General features: G+C 46.0%; 19 protein-coding genes and 1 pseudogene. 4 read left to right on the top strand and 16 right to left on the bottom strand.

The features are described 5' to 3' along the window. The first annotated feature begins 186 nt into the window (after positions 1–186). Positions 187–1,167: a GMP reductase gene (guaC, locus tag ACWJJS_RS04850; RefSeq protein WP_102422009.1), complete on the top strand. Its 981-nt coding sequence runs from the start codon at positions 187–189 to the stop codon at positions 1,165–1,167. Positions 1,168–1,229: 62 nt separating this feature from the next. On the opposite strand, the gene ACWJJS_RS04845 is transcribed toward guaC, so the two are convergent. The 7 genes and pseudogenes from ACWJJS_RS04845 to ACWJJS_RS04815 all read right to left on the bottom strand — a co-directional run bounded on the left by ACWJJS_RS04845 (position 1,230) and on the right by ACWJJS_RS04815 (position 6,102). Further along, the gene (locus ACWJJS_RS04845) at positions 1,230–1,451 is read right to left on the bottom strand and encodes a DUF5970 family protein (RefSeq protein WP_003151978.1); all 222 of its coding nucleotides are present in this window, start codon (positions 1,449–1,451) and stop codon (positions 1,230–1,232) included. 16 nt (positions 1,452–1,467) lie between these two features. Beyond that, positions 1,468–1,995 (bottom strand): stage II sporulation protein M, encoded by a 528-nt coding sequence (locus ACWJJS_RS04840; protein ID WP_454023361.1) that lies wholly within the window; start codon positions 1,993–1,995, stop codon positions 1,468–1,470. Next, a complete protein-coding gene (locus tag ACWJJS_RS04835) occupies positions 1,992–2,696 on the bottom strand; it encodes an ABC transporter ATP-binding protein (protein ID WP_003151975.1) in 705 nt (234 codons plus the stop codon). Before ACWJJS_RS04835 ends, ACWJJS_RS04840 begins: the two co-directional genes overlap by 4 nt. Beyond that, complete coding sequence (locus ACWJJS_RS04830) at positions 2,689–4,344, bottom strand: hypothetical protein (RefSeq protein WP_003151974.1); 1,656 nt, start codon at positions 4,342–4,344, stop codon at positions 2,689–2,691. Before ACWJJS_RS04830 ends, ACWJJS_RS04835 begins: the two co-directional genes overlap by 8 nt. 82 nt (positions 4,345–4,426) lie before the next feature. Continuing rightward, positions 4,427–4,762, bottom strand: a complete 336-nt coding sequence (locus ACWJJS_RS04825) for an uberolysin/carnocyclin family circular bacteriocin (RefSeq protein WP_003151973.1) — start codon at positions 4,760–4,762, stop codon at positions 4,427–4,429. A 67-nt stretch (positions 4,763–4,829) separates the two neighbouring features. Beyond that, positions 4,830–5,402, bottom strand: a complete 573-nt coding sequence (locus tag ACWJJS_RS04820; protein ID WP_146275425.1) for a hypothetical protein — start codon at positions 5,400–5,402, stop codon at positions 4,830–4,832. Positions 5,403–5,664: 262 nt separating this feature from the next. Continuing rightward, a pseudogene (locus ACWJJS_RS04815) lies at positions 5,665–6,102 on the bottom strand (GNAT family N-acetyltransferase). Positions 6,103–6,554: 452 nt separating this feature from the next. Between ACWJJS_RS04815 and ACWJJS_RS04810 the strand changes: the two are divergent. Continuing rightward, on the top strand, positions 6,555–7,316 hold the full coding sequence (locus ACWJJS_RS04810; protein ID WP_454023360.1) for an SDR family oxidoreductase: 762 nt from the start codon (positions 6,555–6,557) through the stop codon (positions 7,314–7,316). Positions 7,317–7,458: 142 nt separating this feature from the next. Here the strand turns inward: ACWJJS_RS04810 and ACWJJS_RS04805 are convergent, their stop codons facing one another. The 4 genes from ACWJJS_RS04805 to ACWJJS_RS04790 form a co-directional block, all read right to left on the bottom strand. After that, positions 7,459–7,821 (bottom strand): HesB/IscA family protein, encoded by a 363-nt coding sequence (locus ACWJJS_RS04805; protein ID WP_003151967.1) that lies wholly within the window; start codon positions 7,819–7,821, stop codon positions 7,459–7,461. Between the two features lie 76 nt (positions 7,822–7,897). After that, positions 7,898–8,752, bottom strand: coding sequence for a diaminopimelate epimerase (gene dapF / locus ACWJJS_RS04800; protein ID WP_012118345.1), 855 nt, complete (start codon positions 8,750–8,752; stop codon positions 7,898–7,900). A gap of 123 nt (positions 8,753–8,875) precedes the next feature. After that, on the bottom strand, positions 8,876–10,093 hold the full coding sequence (locus ACWJJS_RS04795) for a NupC/NupG family nucleoside CNT transporter (RefSeq protein ID WP_024085753.1): 1,218 nt from the start codon (positions 10,091–10,093) through the stop codon (positions 8,876–8,878). A gap of 133 nt (positions 10,094–10,226) precedes the next feature. Next, positions 10,227–10,463, bottom strand: coding sequence for a YuzB family protein (locus ACWJJS_RS04790; protein ID WP_007408721.1), 237 nt, complete (start codon positions 10,461–10,463; stop codon positions 10,227–10,229). A 266-nt stretch (positions 10,464–10,729) separates the two neighbouring features. Between ACWJJS_RS04790 and ACWJJS_RS04785 the strand changes: the two genes are divergently transcribed. Next, positions 10,730–11,797: an NAD(P)/FAD-dependent oxidoreductase gene (locus ACWJJS_RS04785; protein ID WP_007613539.1), complete on the top strand. Its 1,068-nt coding sequence runs from the start codon at positions 10,730–10,732 to the stop codon at positions 11,795–11,797. Between the two features lie 37 nt (positions 11,798–11,834). On the opposite strand, the gene ACWJJS_RS04780 is transcribed toward ACWJJS_RS04785, so the two are convergent. Then, positions 11,835–12,161 (bottom strand): YuzD family protein, encoded by a 327-nt coding sequence (locus ACWJJS_RS04780; RefSeq protein ID WP_160249218.1) that lies wholly within the window; start codon positions 12,159–12,161, stop codon positions 11,835–11,837. A 79-nt stretch (positions 12,162–12,240) separates the two neighbouring features. On the opposite strand from ACWJJS_RS04780, the gene ACWJJS_RS04775 reads away from it, so the two are divergent. Continuing rightward, positions 12,241–12,576 (top strand): NifU family protein, encoded by a 336-nt coding sequence (locus ACWJJS_RS04775; RefSeq protein ID WP_169510385.1) that lies wholly within the window; start codon positions 12,241–12,243, stop codon positions 12,574–12,576. A 40-nt stretch (positions 12,577–12,616) separates the two neighbouring features. Here ACWJJS_RS04775 and ACWJJS_RS04770 read toward each other — a convergent pair whose 3' ends face one another. The 4 genes from ACWJJS_RS04770 to ACWJJS_RS04755 all read right to left on the bottom strand — a co-directional run bounded on the left by ACWJJS_RS04770 (position 12,617) and on the right by ACWJJS_RS04755 (position 17,982). Then, positions 12,617–14,593, bottom strand: coding sequence for a S9 family peptidase (locus ACWJJS_RS04770; protein WP_454023359.1), 1,977 nt, complete (start codon positions 14,591–14,593; stop codon positions 12,617–12,619). Positions 14,594–14,696: 103 nt separating this feature from the next. Beyond that, complete coding sequence (thrB, locus tag ACWJJS_RS04765) at positions 14,697–15,626, bottom strand: homoserine kinase (RefSeq protein WP_003151940.1); 930 nt, start codon at positions 15,624–15,626, stop codon at positions 14,697–14,699. Beyond that, positions 15,623–16,681 carry a threonine synthase gene (gene thrC / locus ACWJJS_RS04760; RefSeq protein ID WP_014721762.1) on the bottom strand — a complete coding sequence of 353 codons (1,059 nt, stop codon included), beginning with the start codon at positions 16,679–16,681 and terminating at the stop codon, positions 15,623–15,625. The genes thrB and thrC overlap by 4 nt, the downstream gene beginning before the upstream one ends. Then, the gene (locus ACWJJS_RS04755; protein WP_003151938.1) at positions 16,681–17,982 is read right to left on the bottom strand and encodes a homoserine dehydrogenase; all 1,302 of its coding nucleotides are present in this window, start codon (positions 17,980–17,982) and stop codon (positions 16,681–16,683) included. The genes thrC and ACWJJS_RS04755 overlap by 1 nt, the downstream gene beginning before the upstream one ends. Between the last annotated feature and the right edge of the window lie 172 nt (positions 17,983–18,154).

Genomic DNA, 18,154 nt, shown 5'->3' with positions numbered 1-18,154 from the left:
TATCGTAACAAATGTCTTACAACAACCAATACTACTATGATAACCAAACTGCAAATGGATGACAAGCTGACCGCATATGAGGCAGCATGAAATCATTTGACATTCCTGACAAAACGAAGTACATTATAAAAAGACGAACATTTTAATTTTATTTAATTATATTATTCGCTTTTAGGGGTGTTATATATGGAAAATGTATTTGATTACGAAGATATTCAGCTGATTCCTGCAAAATGCATTGTTGAAAGCCGATCTGAATGTGATACATCAGTTACGTTGGGCGGACACACGTTTAAACTTCCGGTCGTACCGGCCAACATGCAGACGATTATAGATGAAAACATCGCGGCCTGGCTCGCGGAAAACGGGTATTTTTATATCATGCACCGCTTCGAGCCGGAAAAACGCCTGGCTTTTGTCCGGGATATGAAAGCGCGCGGACTGATTTCTTCCATCAGTGTCGGCGTGAAGGAAAATGACTATGAATTCATCCAGGAGCTGAAAGAACAGGAGCTGGTGCCGGATTATATTACCATTGATATCGCGCACGGCCATTCCAATGCCGTGATCAGCATGATTCAATTTATTAAAGAACATGTCCCGGAAAGCTTTGTCATCGCAGGGAATGTCGGGACGCCTGAAGCCGTAAGGGAGCTGGAACGCGCGGGCGCTGACGCGACAAAAGTGGGAATCGGCCCCGGGAAAGTCTGCATCACAAAAATTAAAACCGGCTTCGGAACCGGCGGGTGGCAATTAGCCGCGCTTCGCTGGTGCGCAAAAGCTGCGAGCAAACCGATCATTGCTGACGGCGGCATCCGCACGCACGGCGATATCGCGAAATCCATCCGATTCGGCGCGTCTATGGTCATGATCGGATCATTATTCGCCGGCCACGAAGAATCACCGGGACAAACAATCGAAATCGACGGAAAGCTGTACAAAGAATATTTCGGCTCCGCTTCTGAATTTCAAAAAGGCGAAAAGAAAAACGTCGAGGGCAAAAAAATGCATGTCGAACATAAAGGGTCTTTGCAGGACACGCTGGTTGAAATGGAGCAGGATCTGCAATCTTCCATCTCTTACGCCGGCGGCAATACACTCGAAGCCATCCGTAATGTCGACTATGTAATCGTAAAAAACTCTATTTTCAACGGCGACAGATTTTAACACGCAGCAGAGCCGATCGAAGATAAAAAAAATGACATTCAATATGAATGTCATTTTTTTTATTAAATACCGAAATAAAGAGCCGCACTGGCTAACAGATTAATCACAAAAATAAACAAAAAGATGTAACGAATGAATTTATTTTGCACCGGAGCAAATATAAAGAGATATAGTCCTGCAACCCCAAAAGTAAGAACAGGAAACAGCCACTCAAAGGATAAAGAAATGATATAACCGATAATCATAACAATCGGCACACCGATTAATGATAATTTACTTCTCATATGATTTCTGCCCCTTTTACTTAAAAATTGGTGTGATGTAAGCTTCAATAATGGCAGCGGCGATCAGCAGACAAATAATAAGCAGCACCAATATTCCAATATGCCTGAACATTGAAGCCATTATCTTTTTTTCCTTAGAAAAACACAGCCTGATGACCAATTCAACGCCCTTAAAACCAATGGCGCCACTTAATAATAACGCGGGAACTTCAAATATACCATGAGGAATTAGCAGTAAAAAAATCTGATAAAAAGGAACCCCGCTATGCAGATTTTCTATAATAGAGCCGCTTAAAATAAACCCATTAGTGAATAAATAAAAGATAGAGGTCAACCCAAAGGTAAGAAAACCCGCGGCTAAAAACAGACAAGCGATTGCATTATTTTTCAGCAGTTCAACCGCGCCTGACGAGCCGTTGTAAGCCGCTGATGAAACAAAGTGATCGGAAAAAAACGCAGCGACCACACCGCCTGAAAAAAACAGCACTGACGCGATTAACGGAATGGCGGACGTTCTGATTGCCGGCAACATGCGGTTCATCATGTATAGATACGCTCAGCCAATTCTTCAATCTCTTCTAATGAATGCTCGGATGACTGATACTCCGCCGCAAAAACGCCTTCATGTATAATACCGATCGTATCGCACAGCGAATGCGCCAGCTCCAGCAGGTGAGTCGATAACAGGACTGTATTTCCCTGCTTGACGTACTCCTTTAATAACGTCCGTATCGTTTTACCGCTGATTAAATCAATGCCCGTCAGCGGCTCATCAAGAATTAATATCTTTGGCTGATGAATGAGCGCTGCCGCAATTGATAATTTTTGTTTCATTCCATGTGAATAAGTTTTAATCAGCTGATTTCCGTCTTGAGAAAGCTTCAGCGTCTCCAACATATTCTTTATATAATCATTTGTCCGCTGAGACGGAACTTGAAACATCTCCGCTGTAAAGCGCAAGTATTCGACTCCCGTTAAATAATCATACAAAAAGGCATGGTCGGGCACAAAACCGATATCAGCCGATATTTGCCCCCCCTCTTCTGAATCCAGTTCCTTGCCGTCAATCATGACGCGGCCTGAAGTCGGTTTAAGCAGGCCCGAAATGATTTTCAAAGTCGTTGTTTTCCCGACTCCATTAGTCCCCAGCAAAGCATAGATTGAGCCTTTTTTCACCTCAAACGAAATATCTTTCAATACCTGTTTTTCACTATAGTTTTTTTGTATATTCACTAATTTAATCATTGTTCGCAAACCTTTCCGCCATATTGATTCTGCGAAGAAACAGAAACATGACTCCATAGTTTAATAGTGTGAACAGGACAAAAATACCTGATGCAGAATGAATAAGCATCGTTTCAAGTTCCGGCTTTTTATAGATAAAATAGGACGTGATCGCAGCGATTTGAAGCGACACAATGAAAATGAAAGAACTGTATAAGTTGTTATACGTCTTTGCTTTCCCCGCTTCTCCAATTTCGTACAGATGCTCCCAGTTTTTCTTAGGATACAGGGCGGTGCTTGAAATCTGGACAAGACTGTATAAAAAACCCGAACATAAAAACACAATAAACAAGTAGATCGTCAGCGCCGCGGAAGACGGAAAAAACACCGTAATCAAAATGGTGATGATGAACGAATAGATAAGAGCGGCGAGATTATAAATACATACTTTCGGAAACACCAGCTGCCACGCATGTTTGATATTCCGGTGAAACAGATGCTGATTTTTTATTTCCCCGTCAACTGATAATACTGTTTTGAGCGCATCTCCGACGAGCTGATACGAAAAGTTCGCAATGATAACCGCCGCAGACACGATGGCGGCTGCCGAATACCCGATAAAATGATGCGATAGAAGCGGAATACAAAAACCTAAAAACAGCATGAACAAATACAGCATACTGCCGAAGTTCCTGATAAAAAACCCGTCAATTCTCGATAAAAACAGCAGATCCTTTTGAAAAACGGCATGAAATATTTTGTTATTTCTATATAATTTCAGCTTTGGCGCAAAATCAGCGTTTGTCAAAAACATATAAGGAATAAGGTCCATTTTCTTCAGCGTGGCCGACCACAGTTTAAACATCCCCGCCGTTAAAAGGACGGCGGCCGCAAACACCGCAGCGAAAACGAGCACGGAATGTGAGCGGAATGCTAACCATACATACGGCGTATTCATGAGGATGTTCCGGAAAGCCGGTGACTCCGTAAAGCTTGAAATATCCTTTGCGGTATACTCCCCAAACACGAGAAGATAAACGGCATACCCGACTGCAAGCGGAACCAGCAGGCTGACGCTGAATAAAATGCCTTTCAGGATTTTCAAGTAAAACAATTTGCTCCATATATTTGTAAGAAGATAAACAACATAAGAAAACAGCATAGATAAAAATAAATTGAGAAGAAAATAAACGAAGCCCAAGAAAAATACGATGATCGCCGCAGACCCGGTCATGCCTGCGCTCGATAAAAACAAAAAGACCGGAAAAACAAAAAGATACCATACGAAAATGGTTTTTTTGATCGCCTGGCCGGCAAAAACAGAAAACAGCTGTAAAAAACGCACCTTTTTTAATTGATGAATGACCTTGCGCGTATCCAGCAGAAAGGCATTGTGATGTTCTTTAAAGAAGCCGGCAGCCCAAAAAAGCTGCTCAAGTGAAACGGCGATTAAAACAAATTGCCCCCATGCGCTGAGGGGCAGCTGAATCAGTTTTGTCCCGAATACAACACCGCATCCCAGGAAAACGAGATATAAACATAACAGAGAAATAATAATGGCAGACAGCAGTTTGCTGTTGAGTTGAGGAATGCCCCAATCTTCCTTTCTTTTTCGAAACGATGACAGGGTATTATATTTGATAAGAGCCGCAATTTGTTTGACTATCATACTTTCAATCCTTACATATGTATTTGGGAGAGAGGCTCTTTTTGCAGCTTGTACAAAAAGAGCAATTATTTATTGATCGATTTTACCAAGCAGCTGCGTATTTTTTGCCGTATTTCTTAATCATTGTTTTTGCTGTTGCAACGATTGCATAAGAAATTGCGCCTGCGCCTGTAACGATACCGATGAGAGAAATGATAGAAGCAATTGTTGATGCCGCATCAATAATATCAATTGCTTTTTTAGCTGCTGCTGTAGAGATACCCAAAGTCGAAGCTAATTCAGCATTGGCTGAGAATGCATGAGCCGCCGCCACGTTTAATTCAGTTCCCGTTAATAATAGTGCATAAACCAATGTTGCTGCAGCAAGAGCCGCGCCAAACAAAATGAAAGACTTTTTATTAGATTTTACTAAGTTCATCATAACATCTCCCTACTCTGTTTTTTTAATTTATAATAAAATTCAGCTTAATTGACTCTCTCCCGAGCTAAATTTTATCCGCCATAAAATAATTAAAGAAAATAGTAAAGAGTTTTAATAAAACAAAACATCCAGTCAAAATGATTCTCTTGCCTTTACTGAGATCGGTCAGTTTTCCTGCGGCAGCATAAAGAGCCGCAATTGATATGAGCAGAAATGGATCCAGCAGCTGCAGACTCAAGCTGGTGCCGCCGGCAGAATATATAAGCGAGGAATCAGCCGTTAAGTAGTTAACAACTGAAAGAATCAACATTTTAAATGCCGAGATTAAAGAAGTCAGCGTATATAGAAGCAAATATATTTTTTTCGGTTTTTTTGTACCGAGAATAAAAGCGGCAACGAATAATAGAAATCCGCCTATCAGAATTTCCACAAAGGTTGTGAAGATCATAAACCCTTGCAGAAATATGACAATCGTACGAACACTTTTCTCCCCGATATCGTAGGTACTTTCTCCGACAGAAGAATAATATGACTGCAGAACTTTATCTGAAATACTGAATTGGAAGAGTAATGAACAGATCAAAATGATGAAAAAAGAACTTAAAAATATTTTTTTATTGCTCAATTGACCTATCATATTATCATCCTTTTCTTACAAAATAAATTAACTATTCTATACTTTTACAATTTAGTTTATTCCTATCAAAAAATCAATATCCTTTCGAAAAATATGACTTTAGAACGTGTTGACTAAGAGCACATCTTTCAGATTTTTTGATTCTATATACCCTTTATTTTTTTCCGAATTTGCAAATAGTATGATTCGGACAATGGATTTGAGGTATTAGAGAAGAATGATCTGTGGAATGAGACGCAGGGTATAAAAAAGGAGGATATTGTTATTTATCCTCCGGATGTATGATCGCCAGCACCTGATGATCTTCCCATTTTCCATTTATCTTTACATTTTTTCTCGCAATGTCTTCTTTATGAAAGCCAGCTTTTTCGAGCACCCGGATTGACGCATTATTGTGCGGCATGACTCCGGCTTCTATCCGATGCAGTTTCAGCTCATTGAATGCATAATCGACTGCCAGCTTGACAGCCTTCGTCGCATAGCCTTTCCCGTTATGTTTGCCATCTAAAAAAATAACCGATAAAAGCGCTTTGGATGGCGTCCCGAACCACCTGAAAAAGGCTGATCGTGCCAATCAGGGTCTGATCCTGAAGAAAAATGCCGAAGAAGTTGTATTCTGTGTCATTTTCCGCATTCTTCAGTGATTGTTCAATTCGTTTTTCCGGCCTTCCAGCGTATAAAAATCCTCCTGTCCCGACATGGCAAACCTTTCAAAAAACGTGCGGTTTTCCGTCTGCAAAACCAGCTCCTGCTCTGCATCATTCAGGCTGAGCGGCCTGATATCAACGCTGTCTCCTCCTGCATATACATCGGCATCACCATCCTTTTGTTTTGATCAGAAACGTTTTTTAATTGCCTCTCACCCTTGTTATACGGTACGCTTTATCGCATCGAGAAAATCCAAGACTTTACGTTCACCTCCTTTCGTGCAAACGAAATCACAAGGTTCTTTTGTTGACTTAAACCGCGCTATAAGCCGTATCATCATATTGTGACAAGGAAAGAATAGTTTTGGCGGGTTTCCCGGTGATCTAAAAATCAATTTTACAGAATCACTGCTGTCTTAGTTTGCGGGATGAGGCAATATATTGATTGGATCAAAGCTGAAATGTTGACAAAGAAATGTAAAACAATCGGAAAAGAGGAGTTAATATGAAACTGACGGGAAATACAATACTGATTACAGGCGGAAATGCCGGAATAGGATTGGCTTTCGCAGAACGGTTTTTAAAAGCGGGAAATAAAGTCATCGTGACCGGACGGCGTGAGCACGCTCTTCAAAAAGCAAAGGAAATATTCCCGGATCTTATTACCTATGTCAGTGATTTGAGCATTCCATCTGAACGTATATCACTGTTTGATTGGGTGAAAGAAAATTATCCGGAAGTGAATGTGTTAGTAAACAACGCGGGGATTCAACAACGTTTTCATGTGCTGAAAGCGGATGCGAAGGACAATTGGGACTATTTTAATAAAGAAATCACAACGAACATTGAAGCTCCCTTCCACTTGTCTATGCTGTTCGCTCCGTTTTTTGCCGGAAAAGAAGATGCGGCTGTCATTAACGTCTCTTCGGGATTGGCTTTTACACCGCTTGCTATTGCACCGATCTATTCAGCAACGAAAGCGGCGCTTCACTCATTTACAATGAGTCTGAGACATCAGCTTTCTGATTCATCTGTAGAAGTGATTGAAGTTGCGCCTCCGGCGGTGAATACAGATTTAGGCGGAGCAGGGCTGCATACTCAAGGAGAACCGCTGGATGAATTCGCGGATGGGATTTTTAAAGGACTGAAAGAGGGCAAACTAGAAATCGGATACGGTTCTTCAGCGGAACGGCTGCGCATGTCCCGGGATAAAGCCGATGAACATACCGCTAATGTGTACAATGCGATGAAACATACAATTGAATAACATCTTTGAAAAAGCAAAACCCGCTTCTGTTGAGCGGGTTTTGCTTTTATTAAACAGATAAACGCCTTTCTTAACAATGGTGCAAGCGCCATCGAAAAGAAAGACGTCCTATTTTTTCATCCTGAGAATGGCGGGCTGAGCCTTAGCACTCTTCCGGCGTACCGGCGTTTTTGGCCGTGCGGAAAGAAGATCCGCAGCCGCAGGAAGCGATGGCATTCGGGTTGTCAATGGTGAAACCGCCGCCCATCATGGACTGTTTGAAGTCAATGATCGTGCCGGTCATAATATCAAGGCTTTCGCTGTCGACCAAAACGGTGATTCCGTGCTGTTCAAACATGCTGTCTTTTTCGCCTTTTTCGTGCTCAAATCCCATTCCGTAAGACAGGCCGCTGCAGCCGCCGCCTTTTACGCCCACACGGAGAAACGCGTTTTCTTCCTCATGCTCTTTCATCATATCTTTTATATGCAAAGCCGCTGCTTCAGTGATGGTTACTGGAACACTCATAGGTAGACCTCCTTTTTTAAAAACGGATGCTGATACTATTATAAACCTTGAGGAGCGTATTTCTCAAACGAGCTGTTTACAAATAATAGACGCCGCTGCATACGGTTTCGGCGGGTCCCGTCATCAGCACGTGCCCGTTGTCCTGCCAATTTATCACAAGGTCGCCTCCCGCTAAATGAACGGTAATATCCCGGTTTCGTTCGGAAACACCGTTCAATACGGATGCGACAGCCGCCGCACAGGCGCCCGTTCCGCAAGCCTGTGTAATGCCGGAGCCGCGTTCCCATACGCGGAAATGAAGTTCATCGGCGCTGACGGTTTCCACAAATTCGACATTGACGCCTTCCGGAAATCTCGGGTCTTTTTCAATGACGGGACCGAGCGTTGTAAGAGGCGCTTGATTGATATCCGCAACCGGAAAAACAATATGGGGGTTTCCCATTGATACGGCTGTTCCGGAAAGCTCCGTTTCTCCAAAAACAAAGGTTTCATCGATCGTCCGTTCATCTTCATTGCCGAGCATCGGCAGCTCTTTTTTGGTGAGGCGCGGTTCGCCCATATCGACGGCGACTTCACGCACAATCCCGTTGTCTTCCGTAATATCTGCTTTCACAAGGCCTGAAAGCGTCTCAATGAAAAAGGACGTTTCTTCTGTCAGCTTATGTTCGTATGCGTACTTTGCCACACAGCGAAGGCCGTTGCCGCAATTTTTCCCTTCTGAGCCGTCATTATTAAAAATCCGCATTTTGACCGGCGCTTTTTCTGACGGACAGATGAGGATCATTCCGTCAGAGCCGATGCCCGTGTGAATGCTGGACACTTTAACGGCAATCTCAGCCAGCCGTTCTTCCGGCAGCTGTTCTTCAAATTGATTTACATATATATAACTGTTTCCAAGACCGTGCATCTTGGTAAAACGGAATGAATTCATATCGGCCTCCAACTTTTTTTCTTTTACTTAGTATAAAAGCTCTTCCCCTCGGACACAATACAAATATCCCCCGTTTTTCATACATAAAAGCTCCCTGCATATGCAGGGAGCTTTTATCGTTTACTAAATAAACATGCCGGCAATCGCCGCGCTGAGAAGGTTTGCGAGTGTTCCCGCAATAACCGCTCTTAATCCGAGGCGCGCAATGTCCGAACGGCGGCTTGGGGCCAAACCGCCCAGTGTGCCGAGCATAATCGCAATCGAAGAGAAGTTGGCAAATCCGCACAGCGCAAAGCTGATAATCGTAGACGTTTTTTTAGAAAAGTCCGCAATGTGCGGACCGAAGTTTGAATAAGCGACAAACTCATTCAGCACAAGTTTCTGTCCGATATAGCTTCCCGCTCCAAGCGCTTCATGCCAAGGAACGCCGATTACAAATGCGATCGGTGAAAACACGTAACCGAGAATGGATTCTAATGTAATATGTTTGAAACCGAACCAGCCGCCGATTCCGCCGAGAATTCCGTTCACTACGGCGATGAGCGCGACAAACGCAAGCAGCATGGCGCCGACATTTAGAGCAATCTGAAGGCCCGTGGACGCGCCTTTTGCCGCTGCATCAATCACATTAGCGGCGCCTTCGCCTTCTTCGTCCATATTAAAATCGCCTTTTATCGTCTGCGTTTTTTCCGTTTCAGGTATTAACATTTTTCCGAACACGAGACCGGCGGGAGCCGCCATAAAGCTGGCCGCCAGCAAGTATTCAATCGGAATGCCTAACAGGGCGTAACCGAAAAGCGTCGAACCCGCTACAGCCGAAAGGCCGCTCGTCATAATCGTAAACAGCTCGGAACGGGTCAATCCCGCAATCAGCGGTTTAATGGCAAGCGGTGATTCAGACTGTCCGACAAAAATATTCGCAGCCGCCGCAAGCGATTCCGTTCTGCTTGTCCCAAGAAGTTTTGACAGTCCGCCTCCGATAACGCGAAAGATGAGCTGCATGATTTTCAAGTGATACAAAACGGCAATCAGCGCTGAGAAAAAGATAATGACCGGCAGAACGCTCAGCGCGAAAGCCGGGCTGCTGCCCACTTTTAACAGCGGGCCAAAAATAAAGCTGATGCCTTCGTTCGCATAATCAATGAGAAGCTGCACACGGCTTGAGAACCATAAAAATACGGCCCGGCCGGCGTCCCACTTTAATACGATGAATCCGAAGGCCATTTGTAAACATAAACCGACAATGACGGTTCGCAGGTTAATTTTGCTTTTCTTCTCTGATAACAAAAAAGCAATGGCTAATATAGCAACTGCCCCGAGCAGCCCCCAAACGATATTCAATGAATCCACCTCTAAAATTTTATTTAAAAAAAGTCTTTATTAAGATAACAATATTTATTTTTGCTGTCTACAAATTTTTTATTTTGCCAAAACCCAGGCGCAATAAAAAAGAGACCCCGTTCGGAGCCTCTGATTAAAACATCGGATTTTCTTCTATGAATGTATATATGTTGTCAACCAACTCAGCAGGCGTGCCCCCCGTGACCACTTCGCCGTTAACCAGGGCAAACAGGGACTCCATGCATTTTCCGCAGTAGCTTAAACAGCCGTACTCAAGCACGTCCAAGTTCGGATCCTTCTCTAAGATCTCAAGTGCTTCCTGGGAACCGCGCGCTAAATTGCTGACACAGAATTCAATCATCGGATTCATGCGGTTTCACCTCACATATGTACCTTATCCTAACGGAATTTCCTCTATTCGTCAAAGATGCGGTTTCACGCTCAATGTTATCGTAACATATTAATTCAGGTTAAAGGTTTTACTATTACGTGTTTTCTGGTCAATTTGTAGGTTATTTTAAAACTATTATTGTGGTTTTAGATCAAATTCGATATAATTCTAGATGTTATTTTACATAGTTCGTTATTTTGTAACAACATTGACTACCATATTTTTCGGGCAAAAGGGGAATCATTATGAAAAAATTGGTCTTGATCGGCGGGGGTTACGGAAACATGAGGGTGCTGCACCGCTTACTGCCGAACCAGCTTCCGTCAGATATATCCATCACGCTGATTGACAGAAACCCGTATCACTGCTTAAAAACAGAATATTATGCGCTCGCAGCCGGCACGATTTCTGATCATCATATCAGGGTGTCTTTTCCTGAGCATCCGAATCTGGATGTTCAATACGGTGAGGTGGCTTCCGTCGACACGAAAAACAAACAGGTTCTGTTTCATGACCGCGAACCGATTTCTTACGATGACGCGGTGATCGGACTGGGCTGCGAGGATAAGTATCATAACGTGCCCGGCGCGCCGGAACATACTTACAGCATTCAGACCATTGATCAGTCACGCGAAGCCTATCAAAAGCTGAACAACCTCGGCGCCAATGCATCTGTCGCTATCGTCGGAGCGGGATTAAGCGGCGTGGAGCTTGCCAGTGAATTAAGAGAGAGCCGTGACGACCTGAAGATTATGTTATTTGACCGGGGCGACCTGATTTTATCAAGCTTTCCGAAAAGACTCAGCAAGTACGTTCAGAAATGGTTTGAAGAACACGGCGTCACCATTATCAATAATGCGAATATTACAAAAGTGGAAGACGGCATCGTTTATAATCATGATGAAGGAATACCGGCCGATGCCATCGTGTGGACGGCGGGAATTCAGCCGAATAAAGCCGTCAGAGAACTGGATGCTGAAAAAGACCCGCAAGGCCGCATCGTTTTAACACCGCATCACAACCTTCCGGGCGATGAGCATGTTTACGTCGTCGGTGATTGCGCGAGCCTGCCGCATGCGCCGAGCGCCCAGCTGGCCGAAGCACAGGCGGAACAAATTGTGCAGATCCTCCTGAAACGCTGGAACAACGAAGAGCTGCCGGAAACAATGCCGCAATTTAAGCTGAAAGGCGTTCTCGGTTCACTCGGAAAAAAAGCGGGCTTCGGTCTTGTCAACGACCGTCCGCTCATCGGGCGTGTGCCCCGTTTATTAAAATCAGGCCTTTTATGGATGTACAAGCATCATAACGGCTGATAAGAAAAAAGCCGCTGATTGCGATCAGCGGCCATTTTTAAGAGCCCGCAACATAGCCGCGCTTTTCCATTTCTTCATATATATCTTTTAAATGCGGATTCCCTTCCCCCACAATGACATCCTCCACCAGCACGAGCGGATAGAAAAATTCATCGTTCTTGATGCGCTCCGCAAGCTCTTCTGTCTCCTTTTGCTGAGGCGGTGCGTCAATATCAATATACTGCATGTTAAAAGGCTGCTCCGGGTATTTCCGTTTCAGCGCCGCCTCCAGCCATTCAAACGTATCTTTGGCGCTCGGCATATTCACGCAGCTTGCGCAAAGCGTTTCAGCGCCGTAAACACTGAGCGTAACCGGCTTTGTCATGTATATCATCCCCTTTACACCAGTATACAAAGGACGGGGCAGCTTTTGTATAAAAAACGGTTTTTATGTTCAAGTTTAAATATGCTATAATGGAGAAAGCAGCTTTGCAAACCAAACATTAGATTTTTACCGTTACTGTGAATATAATGGTTTTATGTATATGAAAGGAGCGAATCTCATGACTGAGGTTGAAATGAAAGAGCAAGTACAGGAAGTATTGGATAAATTACGTCCGTTTCTGCTTCGTGACGGCGGTGACTGTGAGCTTGTTGATGTAGACGAAGGCATTGTAAAGCTTCGCCTCCTTGGCGCATGCGGCAGCTGCCCAAGTTCAACGATTACGCTGAAAGCCGGAATTGAACGCGCCCTTCTTGAAGAAGTACCGGGTGTCGTTGAAGTAGAACAAGTATTTTAATCATAAAACCAGGCTGCATGACAGCCTGGTTTTTTTATTTTTACAAATAGTCATCAAACCATGAACAAATATAACGGATGCGTTTCATCCGCTGTTCGGGATGGCCGCTTCTCGACAGCTCATGCGTAGCTTTCGGAAATCGGATGAACGACGTCGTTTTGTTCAGTTTCTTCAACGCGGTAAAGAGCTGCTCCGCCTGCTCTATCGGACAGCGGTCATCGCGCTCACCGTGCAGGATCAAAAGCGGCGTCGAAACGCGGGATGCATATTTTACAGGAGAACGATCCCAAAGCTTATCCGCTTCCTCAAACAAATCATGTCCGAGCTGCCAGTCGGTAAAAAAGAAGCCGATATCGCTGACACCGTGGAAGCTGAACCAATTTGAAATGGAACGCTGCGTGACGGCTGCTTTAAAACGGCCTGTCTGTCCGACAATCCAATTCGTCATAAACCCTCCGTAGCTTCCGCCTGTCACACCGAGACGGCCGCTGTCAATAAACGGATACGCCTGAACGGCTTCATCCACCGCCTGCATGACATCACGGTAATCTCCGCCTCCGTAATCACCCCTGACACGATTGACAAAATCCTGCCCGTAGCCGTGGCTTCCTCTCGGGTTGACATACACGACAGCATATCCTTGTGCGGCCAGCACTTGGAATTCGTGAAAATACGTATGGCCGTACATCATGTGAGGCCCGCCGTGTATGTATAGAATGAGGGGATATGTTTGACCCTCTTCAAAAACGGCGGGCTTTAAAAACCAGCTGTTTACCGTCAGCCCGTCCTTTGTTTCATATTGCAGCTTTTCCGGCACGGATATGATACGCTCCTCTATAAACCGATCATTGTCAAATGTCAATTGCTTTTCTTCCCCATTTTCAAGTGAAATGCTGTAAAGCTCGGAAGGCTGTGCGGGTTTGGCGATTGCGGCGATACAGCTTTTCTGATCGGGATGAAAAGCAAAACCGTTCACGTACTCTTCTTCTAATCGGATCGGATATACGAGGCCGTCAATCGAGATATAATAAATACCGGTGCTTCCCTGCTCGCTCCCGAGAACGTAAAAACCCTGCCCGTCGTTTGCCCATACCGGCCGGGGCGTCACTCCTCCTATGATTGAATCCGCAATCAGCGCATCGCTCAAATGAACATCCAGCATATCGGTCAGGCAGGACAGCCGCTCAGTTTTCACGTCGTACAGCCACGCTTTCTCTAAAGTCGCATTGCGAAATTCATTCTCATGGCCCAGCATCGCGATATAAGAACCGTCCGGTGAAAACACGCAGGAACCGAAAGAACCGCGGTGCGGCGTAATCTGCTTCAGGCTTCCGTCCGCCAGATTCATCAGATAGACATCGCTCGGCTTTCCGGCGTCACCCGGCTCGCATAAATTGGCGGTAAACGCAAGCTGCCTGCCATCCGGTGAAAAGGCCGCGCCATAATGATCCGCTTCATGATCCGTCAGCTGCTGAATCTCACCCGTTTCAAGATGAATCAGCACAAGCTGGGCCCAGCTTCCGTTCAGCAGGCCTTTCCCGTCACGTTTATATGTTAATGACTGAATCTCAACCGGCTCATACTCGTCATGCTTCTTTTTTTCTTTCTCCTCGGCGCGCTCCGCTGATGTCAGACTGACGGACACAAGCACGGATCTGCCGTCGGGCGCCCATATCGGATCTGATACGCCCCAAGGAATATCGGCCGCCTGTTCCGCCTCTCCGCCGGCAGCGTCGATGATGTACAGCTGAGGGATGCCGTCCTCCCTGTCAGAAACAAAGGCGAGGCGCCGTCCGTCAGGCGACCACCGCGGACTTGTATTTTTATCGTCCCCGAAAGTCCACGGGTTTGAGATGCCGGATTCTGTGTCATATACCATAATGGCTGAGGAATAGGAATCCCGCTTATGATTGACTGTTGTCCGGACGTAAGCGGCTCTTCTGCCGTCAGGGGCATATTGCGGGTCTGTCACGGATACGAGAGACGCAATGTCCTCCTCGGTTATGAGTTTTTTCAAATCGTTTCTCCTCCTTTTCTTTTTTATTTCGCTTCCCTAAATAAAAATCCTTCTCCAGAAAAAGAAAGCGTCCTTCTCTGATGGGAAGAACGCTTTTTTATCATTATACACTTTTCACCTGTTCTAAAGGATTCCGTTCAATTACGCTTCCTTCTGACGGGACAGTAAGCGCCGCAATCTCACAGTGAGGGAAATGCTCAGAAAGCTGCTTTCTCAGCTCTTCTCCCTTTCCTTTTTCAATCAGGACAAGAATCGTCGGTCCCGCTCCGCTCAGCGCCGTTCCGTAAGCGCCTTTCATTTCGGCCGCATGTTCCACCTTTGAAAGCTCAGGAACAAGCATGGCACGGTACGGCTGATGGAGGATGTCTTTTCTCATCATTTTCCCGGCGAGCGCCCAGTCATTTGACATGATCGCAGCAACGAGAAGGTTGCTGACGGCGCTTGCTTTAACGGCGCGTCGGTACGGCAGCTCTTTCGGGAGCACATCTCTTGCGTCCCTGGTCAGAACTTCGTAAAACGGAATCACTGCCACAACGTCGATATCCGCTTCGGCAACACGCACGATATGTGTTTCATCTTCTTCGTGAAGGCCGATTACAAGCCCTCCTGCAAGGGAAGCAGCGGCATTATCAGGGTGTCCCTCTTCAAGACTGGCTAAGTGCAGCTTGTCGCTTTCCGACAGCTGCAGGCCGCATAACTCATCCGCAAGCTCAATGGCAGCGACGATAGCGGCCGCGCTGCTTCCGAGACCCCGCGCAAGGGGGATATCACTCCAAACTTTGACATGGGCGGGCGGCAGCTCTTTCTGATAGCGGTCAGCCGTCCGTTTGGCGACTTGGTAGATGAGGTTGTCCGTTCCTTGAGGGATGCCCGCGACAGTTTCGGTTTCCGCCGAGAACTGCCATTCATCGTTTCGGAAAACGGAAAGCTTCAAATATCTGCTGAGCGCCATCCCGATGGAATCAAACCCAGGCCCTAAGTTGGCGGTGCTTCCCGGAACCGTAATGGAAAACAGCATCTCCGCCTCATTCATACACGCGCCGCTCCATTTAAGTATTCCAGAATACTGTCCTCATCTGTCGGCAGCGTGATCGGTTTTATGTCAGATACGTCCACAGCCGTGTTCGGATCTTTCAGGCCGTTTCCGGTCAAGACTGCGACAACCTTGCTGCCTTTTGGAATTTCACCGGATTTCACCTGTTTCAAAACGCCGGCGATGGATGCACAGGAGCCCGGTTCGGCAAACACGCCTTCTTCACGGGCAATCAGCTGATAAGCGTGAAGAATTTCTTCATCTGTGACTTCATCAATTTTTCCGGCTGATTCTTCCGCAGCGAGCACGGCTTTGTCCCAGCTGGCAGGGTTCCCGATCCGGATTGCCGTCGCAACGGTTTCGGGATTTTTAATGACTTCGCCGCGGACGATAGCCGCAGAACCTTCCGCCTCAAAACCGCGCATCTTCGGAAGTCCGGTGCCGTTTTTCTCATGATATTCTTTGAACCCTTTCCAGTAGGCCGTGATATTCCCGGCGTTTCCTACCGGGATCGCCAGAATGTCCGGCGCTCCGCCGAGCTGTTCACATACTTCAAAGGCCGCTGTTTTTTGCCCTTCAATCCGGTAAGGGTTTACTGAATTCACTAATGCAATCGGTGATTTTTCACAAATCGACCGGACGATGGCCAGCGCGTCGTCAAAGTTTCCGTCAATCGCGATGATTTCCGCACCGTACATGACGGCTTGCGCAAGCTTTCCGAAGGCGATTTTCCCGTCCGGGATGATGACGATGCATTTCATGCCGGCTCTCGCCGCGTATGCCGCAGCCGCCGCGGATGTGTTGCCTGTTGAGGCGCACATGATGGTATCATTGCCTTCTTCTTTCGCTTTGGCGACCGCCATGACCATGCCGCGGTCTTTAAAGGATCCCGTCGGATTAACGCCCTCTGTTTTCACATGCAGTTCAATTCCGAGCTTTTCAGAAAGCTTCGGGAGGTGAATCAGCGGCGTGTTGCCTTCATGCAATGTCAGGGCCGGCGTCCGATCCGTCACCGGCAGAAATTCTTTATATTGATGGATGAGTCCTTTCCACATTAGCTCCAACCGTTCCCTTCTACACGATATGTGCTTTTTACTTCTTGTACAACTTCGAGGTCATTTAAGTTTTGCAGAATGTCACTGAAATCTTCTTCCGATGTATGATGCGTGACGATCACGATTTCCGCGAGATCGTCATGGCCTTTGATCGGCAGCTGCAGAATTTTTTCAAAGCTGACGCCGCGCTCTGAGAAGGCTGATGTGATTTTTGAAAAAGAGCCGACCTGGTCTTTGACATGAATTCTTAAAAACTGCTGGGCGTAGATATCAGACGGCTGCTTCAGATTTCTTTCAAACTGCGGGGCGACAAAGCTGTTTCCGTTTACGCCGAGACGCATGTTTTTCATGACCGCGACCAGATCGGAAACGACTGATGTCGCAGTCGGCATGCTTCCGGCTCCGGGGCCGTAAAACATCGTTTCGCCTACGGCTTCTCCGTACACGTAAACGGCATTAAACTCGTTATGCACCGCAGAGAGCGGATGATGATCCGGGAGCAGTGTCGGCTGAACGCTGACTTCGATTTTATTGTCATCACGCTGGGCGATGCCGATCAGCTTCATCGTATAGCCGAGCCGTTTGCTGAAGCTGATGTCTTCATCCGTAATCCGGGAAATTCCTTTTACTTTGACATCGTCCAGATCGACGTTCATAGAGAAGCCGAGACGGGCTAAAATCGCCATCTTGCGTGCGGCATCGAGTCCTTCTACATCGGCGGTCGGGTCCGCTTCCGCGAATCCGAGATCCTGCGCTTCCTTCAGCACTTCTTCATACGGGCTTTTTTCTTTAATCATTTTCGTTAAGATGAAGTTCGTCGTTCCGTTGACGATTCCCATCATTTTTGTGATCCGGTCAGAGGAAAGGCCTTCTTCGAGCGTGCGTAAAATCGGGATTCCGCCGGCGACACTCGCTTCATAATACAAGTCACAGCCATTTTCCTTTGCGGCGGCTAAAAGCTCTGACCCGTATACGGCGATCAGATCTTTATTTGCGGTCACAACATGTTTTTTCGCTTTCAAGGCATCAAGAAGATATTGCTTCGTCTGTTCGACACCGCCGATGACTTCAATAATCACGTCGACCTCAGGGTCATCGATCACATCATAGACTTCTGTCGTCAGCACTTCTTTCGGCAGGTCTGCGTCTCGTTTTTTATCAATATCTTTAACTAGCACTTTTTTGATCGTCACCGGACAGCCGACCTGGTGCATAAGCTTATCCTGATGATCTTGTATAATTTTGACGACTCCGCTTCCCACGGTTCCCAGTCCTAACAGTCCAATACGAATCGCTTCCAAAGAGAAACTCCACCTTTCTTCCTTTTGTCCACTAGAAAAGGACAATTGTTAACCCTTCACAGACATTTAAGTTACAAATATTATATAAGCCCGCATTTGTTTTGACAAGCGGCTGAATATTGTTTCTGCGGCTATGAAAACGCTTAACACACTGATATGACAAGATTCCCTA

This window comes from Bacillus sp. JK106 (genome assembly GCF_053663355.1).
Note: the sequence above shows the minus strand (reverse complement) of the source record. Positions and strands in the feature narration are given on the sequence as shown.